The sequence below is a fragment of the Mesorhizobium sp. M0800 genome (assembly GCF_040320095.1).
GTDB lineage: Bacteria > Pseudomonadota > Alphaproteobacteria > Rhizobiales > Rhizobiaceae > Mesorhizobium.
On sequence record NZ_JAMYOZ010000002.1, the window covers coordinates 49,662 to 64,629 of the forward strand.

Sequence of the window (14,968 nt, forward strand, 5' to 3'; positions counted from 1 at the left end):
GTGGCCGAAGGGCGACGGCTTCCGGGACGCTGAGCATAGAATGGCCGGGCAGCTGGATGGGTATTGCAAGAAGGTCGTTTCGTCCGATTCGGGGTTAGGCGATGAATCAGGAAATCCGGCTTTTTGGCGCTATTGCGGTCCGCCCCGCCATCCTAGCTCTCATACCCCGGTTCGAAACGGCCACGGGATTCACAGTTGCGGTCAGGTGGGAGCTCAATCCGACAGTAAAGAAGCAGATTGAAGCTGGGCAAGCTTTTGACCTCGTCATCACCAATCCGGACCTGGTTCAGGATCTGACTGCCTCGGGAAAGGTCAAGGCGGGGAGCCAGATGGTGTTTGGCCGGATAGCAATGGGGGTGGCGGCCAAGGCAGGCAGTCGACCGCTCGACATCGGGTCCGTGGAAGCATTCGAACACGCGTTGAAGAGCGCCAGATCGATCGCCTACGCCAGTGAAGGAACCAGCGGTGGCTACTTCTCCGGTTTGCTGGAACGTTTGGGGATAGCGGATGAGGTGAGGCCCAAGCTGGTGGCCATACCAGGAGGGCAGACAGCGCCGGCCGTGGGCCGTGGGGAAGCCGAGTTGGGGGTCGTTCCCGTGACTTCGATTCTCGCGGCCGCTCCCCAGGTCGTGCTTGTCGGTCGGTTTCCTGCAGAACTCCAAAGTTACGTCGACTTCGCCATTGGCATCAGCGCCGAATCGACGGATGCAGAAGCGGCCAACCAGCTGTCGGCATTTCTGATGTCGGCAGCCGTTGATGACATCCTGGCGGCAAGGGGTGTCGAGCGCCGCTGATAGCGTGCGATGAAGTACGCCTTAGCCACGCTGGAAATCCCCTTCTCAAACACGCTCTAACTTTCGGCTGCCTTGAGGTTCCGCGCGGCTTCCTCCAGCGTCGCCCTGTCGTTGCCAAGCCTGTCGATCAGCTCTTGCGCCTGATCACCGGTTATCCCGGTGCGCATCGCCAGCGCCTCGACCGTCAGAACGTCGGAACTGGCGATCGTTCCAGTGGGACCGTGCTCGGCCGCTCCATCATCAGCCTGGCCGGTCGTCGTCTCATCGTAGCCAAGCTCTTGCTTCGCCTGCTGCCAATGACGCTCATGCGCGCCATCCGGGCGGCCCTCGCGCATCCAGATTTCATAGGCTCGCTGCCGAATTTTTTCATGCCGATCGTCGTCCATGGCGGATCCTCCCTTGTGGCGTTTTCACCAACGCGGCGAGCGCCGGAACGATCCGATGTTGATGCCGAATTCGCAGACATGCCGGACAAAAGCCGGTTTCTCACCGAACAAACACCGGACATACGCGTTTTGCGGAGGAACCTGCACAGTGGGCCGGCCGTTGAGCCGAGCCTGAGCAAAGGAGATTACAATGGCCGACGAACCGAACGAATCCGCAGCACCGAAGATGACTCAACGTGAAGCTCAGGAAGCCCTGGAGAAGCAGGTCGCGCAGCTGAGGCGCGAGATCAACAAGATCAACCGAACCTTGGCGGAACGCGCGGAAGAGGCGATCGAGGACGCCGGCGATTGGTATGGCAACGCTGCTGAGCGCGCCTCGCGGACGGCACAAGCCCTGCGCAACAGGGCGCAGACAGTGTCCGGGGTGGTCCAGGAGAATCCCGGCACAATATCGTCCGCCTTCATACTCGGAGCGGCCGTAGGGGCGCTACTGGGCCTCGCCTTGGCCGCCACAGACCAGCGCCGCGATCGCTGGTTCTAGTCCCAACCTAAGGTTCCGGGCAGAAACGGCGGGATTGCTCCCGCCGTCATTCAGCAAATGACACCGGTCAGGGCGTGGCGGGCTTCTGCGCCGTGCCGAGGGCTTTGGGCGCTGCGGGCGCTGCCGTCCTCATCTTCTCCTCGATCCAGCCGGTGTAATTGGCCAGCCGCGTGTAGATGCCGTAGGCGTTCTTGTGGCCGCAGGCGGTGCTGCCGTCGGCCGGACCTTCGCCCCAGCTGACGACGCCGACCTGCACCGGACCATCGGCACCGGTCATGAACAGCGGTCCGCCGCTGTCGCCGTTGCAGGCGTCGCGCTCGCCGCTTGCGGTGCCGGCGCAGATCATGTTGCCGGTCAGCGGATCGGCCATGTCGGCTGCAATCGCGTTGGCAGCCGCCTCGATGCCCCTTTCCGAGTAACGCATGCGGCGGGCGAGCTCGCCGAGCGCTGCCTTCAAATCATGCGCATAAATCGCCTTGATGCCGCTGTTGCAGGTTGCGTTCGGCTGGAGGTCCAGGTCGGCGACCATCAGCGCGGTGGGAAACGTTCCGTCCTGCATCTTGCCCCAACCGGTGACCGTCGTCTTCCCGGTGTCCGGTGTCGGCTCACGGGCAATTTTGATGGTCGGGGCATCGGCCGGCGCGGCCAGCCGGATCAAGCCGAGATCGTTGTCCAGCGTCTGCTCGCTATAGCCCTCGTTGACGATGATCTCCGCCGCCTTGTAGCGCTTGCCCTCGCTGAGATCGGTGGCGCCGGTGAGCACGGTGACCACATCAGGCGAAATCGGCCCGCCGTCGTCATTGAGGCAGTGCGCCGCCGTCAGCACCCATTGCGGCGCGATCAGGCTGCCGCCGCAGAACTGCGCATTCGCCTGCGAGGCCGGGCTTTTGTCCAGTCTGTTGGTGGTCAACAATGCCACCTGGAACGGGTAAGCGCCCTTCTCGGCCTCTTTGCCGCCGTAGACGCGATCGGCGCCGTCGGGGTTCTCCGCCTTGGCCTTGGCCCTGGCCTTGGCCACGCGTTTCATCGGCGAGATCGCCGCCTCCGGCCGGGCGGCCGCGTCCGTGGCATGAACGGAATTGACGGCCGGCAAGGCCGCCGCGATGCCGAGCAGTGCGGCGGCGGCAATCGGTCTGAACCTATGGATGATCTTCACCTCGAACCCCCTGAGACGATGTTCCCGACAGGTCAGTCGCCGACGCATGATCCACTGAAATGGAACCGGCCGGTGAGATCATGCTCCACGGCGAAGCATGATCCGTCACAAAGCCGAGCACCATTTCTGCTAGTCGTGCTGTCGAGCCAAACCCGCCCAAAATCCTATAGCCCCCCACGGGCTATGTGGAAGCAATTAGTCGTTGCCAATGTTGGATTATTTTAGGCAGTATACCGTTGCAGGCATTTTTGGCGGGGACCTAAACTGGCTGCACTGAATAATGGCCCGGTAAAGGCACCGGTAACCAATTTCATTTTTCTGCGCCACCACGATCTCGACAATATTTCTGTATCTTGATCCAGTCCTTGCTGACTTTTGGGAGAGTCTCACCATGACAAAACTGACACAGTGCATTATTGCGTCCGCGTTGCTTTCCACCGCAATGTGGGCGGTTCCTGCCTTGGCAGCCGATCCAGGTTCCGCCAATGCCGGCAACGGCGAAAGCATGCGGGATGTGACATCGGGCGATTACAAGCCTGGCCGGGCGAAACCGATCGCCCCGCCGAAACTGACCGAGGACGAGGCCAACCGCGCCGCGCCGCTCACCGACGAAGCAACAGCCGTCAAATCCTATGGCATCGTCGGCCGCTCCGCCGATGGCAAGGACATCAAGATCGATCCGAACGAGACGCTGAAGGACCTTGTCATCAAGGAAATGAACGCGCCCGCCGACGGGCAGAAGTCCGACAATTCCGGACTGAGCGGAGGCGAAGAGGCCGGCCGCCAGGTGTTCGGCACGGACGACCGCGAGCAGATCAAGAATACCAAAACCTACCCGTTCACCGCGATCGGCTACCTCGAAGGCAAATCGAAGAGCGGCAGCTATGGCAGCTGCTCGGCGACGCTGATCGGCCCGCGCACGGTGCTCACCGCGGCGCACTGCCTCTACAGCCACGAAGACAAGGCCTGGCTGGACGACATCCTGTTCGTCCCGGCTCTCAATGGCAAGACCGCCGACGACGCACCGTTCGGCGCCTTCACCTATGAAAGCGCCTATATCGTCCAGGGCTTCATCGACAATTACCAGGGCTTTTACGGCTCGGTCGTGCCGTGGGATCTCGGCATCGTCACCCTGAAACAGGATGTCGGCACCAATCTCGGCTGGCTGGGCTATGCCAATTACGTGGATCTTGGCGACTTCACCGCCAACATCGTCGGCTATCCCGGCGACAAGCCGATGGGCACGATGTGGAAGGCGACCTGCGAAGTGCTCGCCGAACACATCGCCACCGAGTATTTCCAGTACGACTGCGACACTTATCCAGGATCGAGCGGCAGCTCGGTCTACGCCTATGACAATGGCTCCAAGCAGCGCGTCATCACCGGCGTGAACGTGGCCGAGAGCCCGGATGCCAACACAGCCGTGCGTCTGAACGCCATCAACGTCCAGTGGATCAACAGCCTGTACAAATAGGCCTGCAGAATTTCGGCCGCGATCGTCGCGGAAAACCTGCCGGCGGCGGAGCATTTCCGTCGCCGGCTTTCGCATTTTCGGGAATTATCTGGACTGGGCCGAGGGTGGCGCCTGGCGGACATAGTTCTCGATCGGCTGGGCGAAAGTCGGCGAACCGGCCTTGCGTTCCTTGTCGATATAGCCGGCAAAATAGCTTCAGAACGAAGCGGCATAGTCGCGGAAATAGGAGTCGGCGACCTCACGCGAGCACAGCCTGCCTTCGACGCAGAAGGAAAGGCGGTTGAGGAAATAGACGATGCGGTCGAAATTGTCGCTGAACTCGGCAAGCGGCATGTCGCCGCCGGTTGCGCTCATCGCTTCGATGCCGATGCGCTGTCTGAACACCTGTTCCTCGGTCGGCGTCGGATTGGCACTGAGCAGATTGCCGTATTTGGCGTTGAGCGCCGCCAGGCGTTGCTTGAAGGCCCGTTGCGCCTGTTGGTAATCCTTGCTTTCCAAGAGCTCGACCAGCGACATCGTTTGCTCGACGCGCTTCTGCTCCTGGTTCGCCAGGAACTGGTAGACCGAAAAGATCAAGGTAAAGATGATCGCCAGGCGCACCAGCAATCCGGACCAGGCATAGACGAGCATGCGCCAGTCGCGATCGGTGAACGGGTTCGCCTCCTTCTTGACCTCGTGATTGCTCACCCACGGCAGGCCTTCGACGGTTTCCGGCAGCGACACCGGCTTCTTTTGCGGTACCGGCGCCGTCACTGCCTGCTGCGTTGCGTTGCCCCCCGCTTTCGTCATCCGCAGCTGTCCAGTTCTATGGTGGCGGACGGGTCGAGCACGATGCCCGGCGCCTCCAGCTTCTTCTTCAGGCAATCCAGCTGCGCCCGCGAAACGATGAACTGCACGTCAGGCGCCACCTGCGCCTTGCCCGGCGACGGCAATGGTTCGACCACGCCGCGTGAGGTGCAACTGCTGAGATCGACGACGACGGCGGCGTTGCCGGTTTTGGCGATCTGGTCGTACTGGTCGAGAAAGCAACTCGCCAGTTCGGAATTGATGACGACCTCCTTGGCGCAGAGGCCGCAAGCCTCGTCCGCCGAAGCATTCGCGGCCAGCAACAGCCCGGCGACAAGGCCGGCGGTTGTTGCGCGCCACGAAAATACGATTCTGTTCACGAACGCCCTCATCCGTTCCGTTCGGCCGCCGACAGCGGCGGTCGAAGAATGTTCATTATCAGCCGATTAGGCAAGAGGCCCGGCCGGGCACCTGACCGCGCCTCAGGCGCGCGGCACCGTCTCCATCGGGAAGATCATCACGGCGCCCTTCGATCCCTTGTCGTCGGTGAGCCGCATGGCCGAACGCGTCGCCGGCGCCATGCCGATATCGGCCAGCATATCGGCGAAGCTTGGCTGTCCAAGTCCGCGCGTTACCGAGATAACCCCCTCTTGCGCCAGGAAACTCAGATCCTGCTTCTCGCTCTGCGGCGGCGCCTCGGTCAAGACGGCGATCATCCGCTCCATGCCGAAGCTGGTGTCGGTGAATTTGAACAGGCCTTCCTCGAGCACGGCGCCTTCGGTCAGGCGCTCGGCAAGAAAATGCTGGATGGAATAGTCGGAGCCGACATAGAGCACGTTGATGTCGACCAGGTTGGTCGAACCATTCCTGGCCAGCACGTGGACCTGATCGTCGGGCGAAACACGCGGCACCGTCGACGGTTCGATCGGCTGCAGCGTGTCGCTGTCAAAACGCTTGATCCGGAACTCGACGCTGACCTCTTCCGGCCGATAATCGGAAGCGGCGGCCAGCCTCGACAGTCCGATGGCGCGGAAGATTTTCGTCAGATTCCCTGCGGCGGCCTCGATCAACTTTTCGCGGCCGTCCGGATGAATGATGATCAACGGCGGCTTGCTGCCGCCCTTGAGCGTCATGTCGCCCGAAGCCGGCAGGAACCACAGCGCCGGCGCGTCGGTGGCATCTTCTGCGGCGCCGGCAATGGCGTTCTCGCGCAGCACTGCGAGACGCAGATCTGCGCTCTTGCCCGGCTCGACCAGCGCGATGTGGAACCCTGAGCTCTCCCTGGCCGCCAGTTCGTCGAGAACCGAGTTCGCCAGCGCGGCCACTTTCTCGAGGCCTTTGGCCGCTGCCGGCCGCGCGACCACGAGCTTGTAGTCGACGGCGAGCTCGGCCAGTCGCGCATAGGCATTGGCGGGGATGTCGGCCAGCTTGAGCGCCGGCTTGCCGCCGAACTCGACCGGCTTGACCCGGCTTTCCAGGTTTTTCGCCGACTGAACCTGGAGATAGCCAAGCGCCTCGGACAGCGGCGACAGCGCCGACGGCAATATTGCGAGCCTGCTGCCTGGGGTGAGGCGATGCAGCAGTCCGGCGCCGATCGTGGCTTTGTCGTTCTCGATGACGATCGGCCATTGCATGACCGCCTCGGTCTTGTCGGTGCCGAAGACGCGGGCGTCGAGTTCCCCTTCGAACAGCGGCGTTGGCCGGGTGCGGCCGTCCGCCGAATATTGCTGCAGCACGGCCTGGCCGAGCTGGCGATAGGTGATGTTGGGGTTCTCGGCCAGTTTCGACAGGATGGTGAAGGTGAACAGCCCGAAACGCGGTGCATCGGCCGTGCCCTTGGGCAGCGGCATCTCGGGCGTCGTCTCCACCGTCTGCGCCGCGTAGAAGGCGACCAATTTGCCCTTGGTGGTCGGCTCGGCGCCGGTCGGCGTCAGCTTGAAGGCCGGCTTGCGCTGCCCGTCCTCCTCAAAGCCGCGCGGCGCGGCCGACGCAATCTCGTCATAGGCTCTCACTGCAGCCGCCCTGGCAGCGTCGTCGCCGCCGACCAGATCGGCGAACTCGACCTTGCGTTCCAACTCGTCGTCGACCTCGGCGGCGCGCGTCGCCGTGCCGGAATGGCAGCAGTCGAACACGGCCCAGATAAAGGCGCCCTTGTCGCGAATAGCGTCGAGCGCGGTGCCGATCTCGTTGTCGACCAGCGCATTGGGCACGCCCTTTTCGCGGTTCACCCATTTGTCGATGTCGGACGGCAAGAAAATCTCGTCGAGGCCGTCCGTCTCGTCGCCCTTGTTCGCTGCCGGCTGCTGCGCGCCGTGACCGGACAAATGCAGGTAGACGAAATCGTCGCGCTGGACCTTGGCGGCAAGATCGGCCAACGCCGCCTTGATCGCCGCATGTGTCGGCGGTCCGTTGGCGCCTTCGACATCCTTGGCGAGCAGCGTGACGTTCTCGGCTGAAAACTTCACCGGCGCGGGCGTGTTCCCCAGGAGGTAATCGCGCACCAGGCCGGCATCGTTTTTCGGTCCGATCAGCCAGTTTTTCTTCGGCAGGTTCGGGTAATCGGTGCAGGCAACAAGCAGCGCATGGTAGGTGCGCGCCGCTGCGAATGCCCGAAACGGCACCAGGCCGGCAGCGGCCAGCGCGGACGTGCCGGCAAGCAGCGTCCGCCGCGTCACTTTGATCATGATTGCTTCCCCAAGCCCGATCGAATTTCCAAGCACGGCCAGCCTGGCCGAGGATTTTGTCAGTATTTTGAATATGGCGCCGCCGGCCAGCCGACCACCGGCTGCGAATAGAAACAGTAGCAAAAATGGCAGTTCGTCGCTATCTCAGTGGAAGAGGTCCGACTGCTTGCGAAATGGCAGCGATCGGCACGGAGCGGCTTGGAACAGGATCATGGCGGCAAGGGATGTACTGACGAAGAACCAGCTTTGCGTTCTCGAGAAGCTCGAGGCCGCCAGCGGCCCGCTCAGCGCCTATACGTTGCTCGACCAACTGCGCGAGCGCGGTTTTCGCGCGCCGCTGCAGGTCTACCGGGCGCTCGACACGCTGGTGAAATCCGGCTTCGTGCACAGGCTCGAAAGCCTCAATTCCTTCGTCGCCTGTGCCGAGCCGCACGACCACAGCCATTCGATGACGGCGTTTGCCATCTGCGACACCTGCGGCCAGGTGACCGAGTTCTCCGACGACGATGTCGGCCACCGGCTCGACGAGTGGGTGCGCTCGACCGGCTTCGCCGCCAAGAAGGCGGTGATCGAATTCCGTGGGACTTGTGCAAAGTGTTTGGCTGAAGCGGCTTGAGGCCGGAGCAACGCGGCGAAGGCGGAGCAAGGTTTTCCGAGCCCTCGCCGGGTGTTCCCGGATCGGCTCAGTAGGGAAAGGGTCTCCTTGAGGTATGCCGGATGTGCAGGATCTCAATTGCGTCGGCACGGGCACGATAGAAGACCTTATAAGGGTAGCGGCCTATGAAGAGGACGCGAACGCCAGGGATGTCGGTTGCGTGACCGCTTTCGGGAAATTCGGCAAGTCGCGAAATCCCAGCGTGGATCCGAGAAATGACTGAAAGGGCGCCCTGAGGCGCCCGCTCTTCGAGGTAGTTGAAAATCGCCTCGCGTTCGGCAAAGGCTTGCCGCGTAAATCGGACCTTCATAGCCTGCGGCGGGTGTCGGCCGCGCGAACGGTATCCTCATCTACGAAAGTGCCGTGATCGGCCTCTGCTAGGCCCGCTGTGACCGCGCTGCGCTCTGATTCCGACGTCGCATACACGCCAGTCCGCCGCGCCTCGATGACGCGGGCATAGTCGGCAAGCTCCTCCTGGTCTTCGCGAGGCCAAGCTTCCGCATGCCTTACCAGATTCTCAAGTGCCTTGGTGATCATACGGGCACTATAGCATACCGCTGCTGCTCGTGAACCTTGAACCGAACATGGCTCTGTGGCCCTCCTTAATGCGCCTCTTCCCAGTTGTTGGCGGCGCGGGCGTCGACGTGCAGCGGCACCGACATCGACACCGCCGGCATGGCGGCGTTCTCCATGACGTGGCAGACGACCGGGATCGTCGCCTCGACCTCGGCTTCGACCGTCTCGAAGACCAGTTCGTCATGCACCTGCAGCAGCATGCGGGCGGAAAGCCTGGCTTTTTCCAGCGCCTCGTCCATACGGATCATGGCGCGGCGGATGATGTCGGCCGCGGTGCCCTGCAGGCGTGCGTTGATCGAGGCGCGCTCGTTGAACGCCCGGACCGAAGGATTTGACGATCTGATTTCCGGATAGTGGATGCGGCGGCCGAAAATGGTCTCGACGAAGCCGTGCTCGCGGGCATAGGCCTTGGTCGCATCGATATAGTCGCGGATGCCGGGGAAGCGCTCGAAATATTTCTTGATGTAGTCGCCGGCTTCCTCGCGCGCGATCGACAGCTGGTTGGCGAGGCCAAAGGCCGAAATGCCGTAGATGATGCCGAAATTGATCGCCTTGGCACGGCGGCGCACTTCTGAAGGCATACCCTCGACCGGCACGTTGAACATTTCAGACGCGGTGATGGCGTGGATGTCGGCGCCATCGGCGAAGGCCTGCTTGAGCTGCGGGATTTCGGCGACGTGGGCGAGCACGCGCAATTCGATCTGGCTGTAGTCGGCGGAAACCAGCTTGTTGCCCTTGTCGGCGATGAAGGCCGTCCTGATCTTTCGCCCCTCCACGGTGCGTACCGGAATGTTCTGCAGATTGGGATCCGAGGACGACAGCCGCCCGGTCGTCGTCGCGGCAAGCGCGTAGGAGGTGTGGACGCGCTTGGTGTCGGGATGGATGAAGCCGGGCAGCGCATCGGTATAGGTCGATTTCAGCTTGGTCAGCTGGCGCCAGTCGACGATCTTGCGTGGCAATTCGTGGCCTTCGGCGGCGAGGTCTTCGAGAAGCTGCGCCGAGGTCGACCACTGGCCGGTCTTGGTTTTTGAACCGCCGGGCAGACCCATCCTGCCGAACAGGATGTCGCCGAGCTGTTTTGGCGAGCCGATGTTGATGCGTTCGCCGACCAGCTGGTAGATATCGTCCTCAAGCCGTGCGGCACCCTGTGCCAGTTCGCCGGAGAGCCGCGACAGGATCTGCCGGTCGACGGAGATGCCGCGCTGCTCCATCCGTGCCAGGACCGGCACCAACGGCCGTTCCAGCCGTTCATAGACCGAGACCAGGCCCTTGGCGGCAAGCCGTGGCTTCAGCACCTGCCAGAGCCTGAGCGCGACGTCGGCGTGCTCGGCCCCGTAAGCCGTCGCCTTGCCGAGGTCGGCCTGATCGAGGCCGACGAAGCTTCTTCCCGAACCGGCCAGTTCCTTCAGCGGAATGGTCGCGTGGCCGAGCCATTTATCGGCCAGCGCCTCCAGGCCATGGCCACCGTGGGTGCCGGCCTCGAGCACGTAGGAGATCAGCATGGTGTCGTCATAGGGGCCGACCTCGATGCCGTGACGGCTCATGACGACAAGGCGGTATTTCATGTCGTGCACGATCTTGAGGACGGATTTGTCCTCGAGCAGCGGCTTGAGCAACGCCAGCGCGTCGCGGATCGGGATCTGGTTTTCGACCGCGCCGCTGCCGAGCAGGTCGCCATTGCCGTTTTTGTGAGCAAGCGGCACGTAGGCGGCGTGGCCGGGCGCGACGGCCATGGCAAGGCCGATCAGTTCGGCCTGCATCGGATCGGGCGAGGACGTCTTAACGTCGAAGGCGACGATGCCTCTCTCTATCGCCTCGGCGATCCAGGCCTTCAGCGTCGCGGCGTCGCGGATGCAGGCGTAGGCGCTGGTGTCGATCTTGCGGGCGGTGGCAGCCTCCAGGCGAAGCGCCGAAAGCAGGGATGGGGTGTCGCCTTGCTTGGCTGCGGCCGGGGCTTCGAGTGCCGCTTCGTCCGACGGCGGTGCGCTCTCGGCGGCCGCGGGCGCGCCAAAACCCATATCGGGGCCATGCGCGGTATCGGCACGCTCAATCGTGACGGGGGTGGCTGGAACGTCGCCCGCGTCGGTTCCGGTCGCTTCGGCCACGCGGCGGGTCAGCGTCGAGAATTCCATGGTCTTGAGAAAGCCGATCAGCCTGGGACCGTCCGGCGCGTGCAACACGAACTCGTCGAGCCCCTCGGTCACCGGCACGTCGTTCTTCAGCGTCACCAGGTCACGCGAGATGCGCGCCTTGTCGGCATTGGCGATGATCGATTCGCGCCGCTTGTCCTGCTTGATCTCGCCGGCGCGGGCGAGCAGCGTGTCGAGGTCGCCGAACTGTTCGAGCAATTGCGCTGCCGTCTTCGGCCCGATGCCGGGCACGCCCGGCACATTATCGACCGAATCGCCGGTCAGCGCCTGGAGGTCGATCATTTTTTGTGGCGGCACACCCCATTTCTCGATCACCTCGGGAACGCCGATCTGGCGGTCCTTCATCGGGTCGTACATGGCAACCGTTGGGCCGACCAGTTGCATCAAGTCCTTGTCGGAAGAGATGATGGTGGTGTCGGCGCCGGCTTCGCAGGCAAGCCGGCAATAGGTGGCGATCAAATCGTCGGCCTCGTAGCCTTCCGTCTCAAGGCATGGCAGGTTGAAGGCCCTGGTCGCCTGGCGGATCAGGCCGAATTGCGGGATCAAATCTTCCGGCGGCGCCGAGCGGTTGGCCTTGTAGTCGGGGTAGAGGTCGTTGCGGAAGGTCTTCGACGAATAGTCGAAAATCACGGCGAAATGCGTCGGCACGATGCCGACATCGGTGTTGCGGGCGTCCTGCGTCAGCTTCCAGACCATGTTGCAGAAGCCGAGCACGGCACTGGTCGGCAGCCCGTCGGACTTGCGGGACAGCGGCGGGAGCGCGTGATAGGCACGGAAGATGTAGCCGGAGCCGTCGACAAGGAAGAGATGATCGCCTTTTTTCATGGCACGAGGGATAGCGCGGCGCAGCGCCGCGGTCCATGCCAAAGGCGGCTTGCGCCAAGGGTTCCGGCAACACCCTGACAAATGGTGTGCGAGCTTGGCCGGCCCTGGCGGCCTGGCCGGAGCTTTGTTCGCTCACGCCTATGTTACAAAAGTGTAATTTTTGTGCCCTTGAATCGCCACGTTCGCAGACACAGATAAACGCCATCGGCAGTTTTCGCCGAAGTCCGGAGCAAGGCCCGTCCCCCGCCTATCCCGGACACTTGCGGCAGCCTATCCCCCCTCTCCGGGCTGCCGCATCGTTTCGAGTAAAAGGCCGCCGTGGTTCCCCTCCACCACGGCGGCATTTTTTTGCCTTTCGACAAGATCCTGCCTTGTGGCCTAACGGTCGCGGGCTTTCCGTTTCGCCGCATGGGCCCTAGATTCGCCGCCAGAATCGAAAGGCCCCGCCAGATGTCAGCAGTTTCCCCCGTCCTCGACCGCCTCGACAAGAACTTCGACCAGAGCCTCGAACGCCTGTTCGGCCTGCTCGGCATCAAGTCGATCTCCACCGATCCGGACTACGCCGCCGACTGCCGCAAGGCCGCCGAATGGCTGGTCGACGAGCTCAAGCTGATCGGCTTCGACGCCAGCGTGCGCGACACGCCGGGGCATCCGATGGTGGTCGCGCATCACGACGGGCCGGCGGGCGCGCCGCATCTGCTGTTTTACGGCCATTACGACGTCCAGCCGGTCGATCCGATCGAGCTGTGGGAAAGCGACCCGTTCGCGCCGGCGGTCAGGGAGATCGAGCCCGGCCACAAGGTGATCACCGGCCGCGGCGCGGCCGACGACAAGGGCCAGCTGATGATCTTCGTCGAGGCCTGCCGCGCGTGGAAGCAGGTGCATGGCGGATTGCCGTGCCGAATCACAATCCTGTTCGAGGGCGAGGAGGAGTCCGGATCGCCGTCGCTGAAGCCGTTTCTCGAGACGAATGCGGATGAGCTCAAGGCCGATTTCGCGCTGGTCTGCGACACCGGCATGTGGGACCGCGATACGCCGTCGATCTGCGTCTCGCTGCGCGGGCTGGTCGGCGAGGAGATCACGGTGACTGCCGCCGACCGCGACCTGCATTCCGGGCTCTATGGCGGTGCGGCCGCCAATCCGATCCGCATCCTGGCAAAGATCCTGGCCGACATCCACGATGCGGATGGCCACGTCACCATCCCGGGTTTTTATGACGGCGTCGAGGAAACGCCGTCGCAGATATTGCAGTCGTGGCTGTCGCTCGGCGAGACGGCCGAGACCTTCCTCGGCCCGATCGGCCTGTCGATTCCGTCCGGCGAAAAGGGCCGCTCGGTGCTCGAGCTCACCTGGGCGCGACCGACGGCCGAGTTCAACGGCATTATCGGCGGCTATACCGGCAAGGGCTTCAAGACGGTGATCGCCGCGCAAGCCTCGGCAAAAGTCTCCTTCCGCCTGGTCCACAAACAGGATCCGGAAAAAATCCGCGCCGCCTTCCAGGCATTCGTCAGGCAGCGCGTTCCGGCCGACTGCTCGGTCGAATTCCACCCGCACGGCGGCTCGCCGGCGATCCAGCTGTCCTACGACTCGCCCTTCCTCGCCAAGGCCAAGCAGGCGCTGTCCGACGAATGGCCGAAGCCGGCGGTGGTGACCGGCAGCGGCGGCTCGATCCCGGTGGTCGGCGATTTCCAGACTTATCTCGGCATGGAATCGCTGCTGGTCGGTTTCGGCCTCGACGACGACCGCATCCACTCGCCGAACGAGAAGTACGAGATGAGCTCCTTCCACAAGGGCCAGCGCTCCTGGGCGCGCATTCTCGAGGCGCTGACACGCTGAAATTGCGCCAGACTCAAGTTTTTGTTGATTTTTCGCCGGATCGCGGCAAGGACGGGCATGGTCTGTCGCGCATCGCTGCACGGGGCCGCGACCGGAGAAGACGATGAGCGACATACGTTTCCACAAAAACGATCTGCCCGGCCTGCTGCATTACGATGTCGGGGCGGTCGCCATCGACACCGAGACGCTGGGGCTGAACCCGCATCGCGACCGGCTCTGCGTCGTGCAGATCTCGCCGGGCGACGGCTCGGCCGACGTCATCCAGATCGCACCCGGCCAGAAGAAGGCGCCGAACCTCGTCAGCCTGCTCAAGAACCGCAGCATCACCAAGCTTTTTCATTACGGCCGCTTCGATCTCGCCGTGCTCTACAACGCCTTCGGCGTCATGCCGGAGCCGGTGTTCTGCACCAAGATCGCGTCGCGGCTGACGCGCACCTACACCGACCGGCACGGGCTGAAGGACATCTGCTTCGAGCTTCTCGGGATCGGCCTGTCGAAGGCGCAGCAATCGTCGGACTGGGCCGCCGAGACGCTGTCGCCCGAGCAGCTCGAATATGCCGCCTCCGACGTGCTCTATTTGCACCGGCTGCGCGACGTACTGAGCGCGCGGCTGGCGCGCGACAACCGGACCAGGGAGGCCGACGCCTGCTTCCGCTTCCTGCCGACGCGTGCGAAACTCGACCTGATGGGCTGGGGTGAGGAGGACATCTTCGCCCACAGCTGATGGCCTTCTGGCACTTTAACGCCGTCGGCCGGGAGGAACTGAAATGGCTGCGCGAAAACCAATCGAAACGGCACCGAAGGACGGCTCCAAGGTCACCGTCTACTGGCAGGACAGCGACGGCGTGATCAACGAGAGCATCGCGCAATACCGTTCGCTCGACCGGCTGAAGGCGGCCGGCGGCGACTGGGACGAAAGCGATGCCGGCTGGTGGACCTATACTGACGGCCATACGCAAAGGAAGATCGAACCGATCAGCTGGCGGCCGGCCTCCGACGATGCGGATGCCGACGACTGAGGGTTGTCGCAACCGCCGAACTGAAGTGATTATTCTGAGGCAAAGCATATTTTGTTCTTGCTTTGTGCCGGCAGCTATGCTACTAA

At 63.1% G+C, this 14,968-nt stretch carries 14 protein-coding genes; 7 read left to right on the top strand and 7 right to left on the bottom strand.

The annotated features are described in order from the left end of the window. Window positions 1-101: 101 nt before the first annotated feature. On the top strand, window positions 102-794 hold the full coding sequence (locus NKI18_RS02670) for a molybdate ABC transporter substrate-binding protein (RefSeq protein ID WP_353018783.1): 693 nt from the start codon (window positions 102-104) through the stop codon (window positions 792-794). A 56-nt stretch (window positions 795-850) separates the two neighbouring features. Here the strand turns inward: NKI18_RS02670 and NKI18_RS02675 are convergent, their stop codons facing one another. Further along, the gene (locus tag NKI18_RS02675; RefSeq protein WP_352616529.1) at window positions 851-1,180 is read right to left on the bottom strand and encodes a DUF2934 domain-containing protein; all 330 of its coding nucleotides are present in this window, start codon (window positions 1,178-1,180) and stop codon (window positions 851-853) included. 190 nt (window positions 1,181-1,370) lie between these two features. On the opposite strand from NKI18_RS02675, the gene NKI18_RS02680 reads away from it, so the two are divergent. Continuing rightward, window positions 1,371-1,721 carry a hypothetical protein gene (locus NKI18_RS02680; RefSeq protein ID WP_023675228.1) on the top strand — a complete coding sequence of 117 codons (351 nt, stop codon included), beginning with the start codon at window positions 1,371-1,373 and terminating at the stop codon, window positions 1,719-1,721. Window positions 1,722-1,788: 67 nt separating this feature from the next. Here NKI18_RS02680 and NKI18_RS02685 read toward each other — a convergent pair whose 3' ends face one another. Then, window positions 1,789-2,877 (bottom strand): S1 family serine peptidase, encoded by a 1,089-nt coding sequence (locus NKI18_RS02685; RefSeq protein WP_352616526.1) that lies wholly within the window; start codon window positions 2,875-2,877, stop codon window positions 1,789-1,791. Between the two features lie 391 nt (window positions 2,878-3,268). On the opposite strand from NKI18_RS02685, the gene NKI18_RS02690 reads away from it, so the two are divergent. Beyond that, entirely contained in the window at window positions 3,269-4,351 is a 1,083-nt protein-coding gene (locus tag NKI18_RS02690; RefSeq protein ID WP_352616523.1) for a trypsin-like serine peptidase, read from the top strand. A 195-nt stretch (window positions 4,352-4,546) separates the two neighbouring features. Here the strand turns inward: NKI18_RS02690 and NKI18_RS02695 are convergent, their stop codons facing one another. The 3 genes from NKI18_RS02695 to NKI18_RS02705 all read right to left on the bottom strand — a co-directional run bounded on the left by NKI18_RS02695 (window position 4,547) and on the right by NKI18_RS02705 (window position 7,821). Then, window positions 4,547-5,140: a hypothetical protein gene (locus NKI18_RS02695; protein WP_352616520.1), complete on the bottom strand. Its 594-nt coding sequence runs from the start codon at window positions 5,138-5,140 to the stop codon at window positions 4,547-4,549. Next, a complete protein-coding gene (locus NKI18_RS02700) occupies window positions 5,137-5,517 on the bottom strand; it encodes a hypothetical protein (protein ID WP_031211345.1) in 381 nt (126 codons plus the stop codon). Before NKI18_RS02700 ends, NKI18_RS02695 begins: the two co-directional genes overlap by 4 nt. Before the next feature lie 102 nt (window positions 5,518-5,619). Further along, window positions 5,620-7,821 (bottom strand): caspase family protein, encoded by a 2,202-nt coding sequence (locus tag NKI18_RS02705; protein WP_352616518.1) that lies wholly within the window; start codon window positions 7,819-7,821, stop codon window positions 5,620-5,622. Between the two features lie 211 nt (window positions 7,822-8,032). Here NKI18_RS02705 and NKI18_RS02710 point away from each other — a divergent pair, with 211 nt between their 5' ends. Continuing rightward, window positions 8,033-8,437 carry a Fur family transcriptional regulator gene (locus NKI18_RS02710; protein ID WP_352616515.1) on the top strand — a complete coding sequence of 135 codons (405 nt, stop codon included), beginning with the start codon at window positions 8,033-8,035 and terminating at the stop codon, window positions 8,435-8,437. Window positions 8,438-8,504: 67 nt separating this feature from the next. On the opposite strand, the gene NKI18_RS02715 is transcribed toward NKI18_RS02710, so the two are convergent. Together NKI18_RS02715 and polA are read right to left on the bottom strand one after the other, a co-directional pair. Beyond that, window positions 8,505-8,786 (bottom strand): type II toxin-antitoxin system RelE/ParE family toxin, encoded by a 282-nt coding sequence (locus NKI18_RS02715; RefSeq protein WP_352448351.1) that lies wholly within the window; start codon window positions 8,784-8,786, stop codon window positions 8,505-8,507. A gap of 292 nt (window positions 8,787-9,078) precedes the next feature. Then, on the bottom strand, window positions 9,079-12,027 hold the full coding sequence (gene polA, locus NKI18_RS02720) for a DNA polymerase I (RefSeq protein ID WP_352616512.1): 2,949 nt from the start codon (window positions 12,025-12,027) through the stop codon (window positions 9,079-9,081). A 450-nt stretch (window positions 12,028-12,477) separates the two neighbouring features. Here polA and NKI18_RS02725 point away from each other — a divergent pair, with 450 nt between their 5' ends. From NKI18_RS02725 to NKI18_RS02735, 3 genes are all read left to right on the top strand, one after another. Further along, window positions 12,478-13,863: a M20/M25/M40 family metallo-hydrolase gene (locus tag NKI18_RS02725; RefSeq protein ID WP_352616509.1), complete on the top strand. Its 1,386-nt coding sequence runs from the start codon at window positions 12,478-12,480 to the stop codon at window positions 13,861-13,863. A gap of 103 nt (window positions 13,864-13,966) precedes the next feature. After that, window positions 13,967-14,587 carry a ribonuclease D gene (locus NKI18_RS02730; protein WP_352616507.1) on the top strand — a complete coding sequence of 207 codons (621 nt, stop codon included), beginning with the start codon at window positions 13,967-13,969 and terminating at the stop codon, window positions 14,585-14,587. Window positions 14,588-14,630: 43 nt separating this feature from the next. After that, window positions 14,631-14,882: a hypothetical protein gene (locus NKI18_RS02735; RefSeq protein ID WP_352616505.1), complete on the top strand. Its 252-nt coding sequence runs from the start codon at window positions 14,631-14,633 to the stop codon at window positions 14,880-14,882. Window positions 14,883-14,968: the final 86 nt, after the last annotated feature.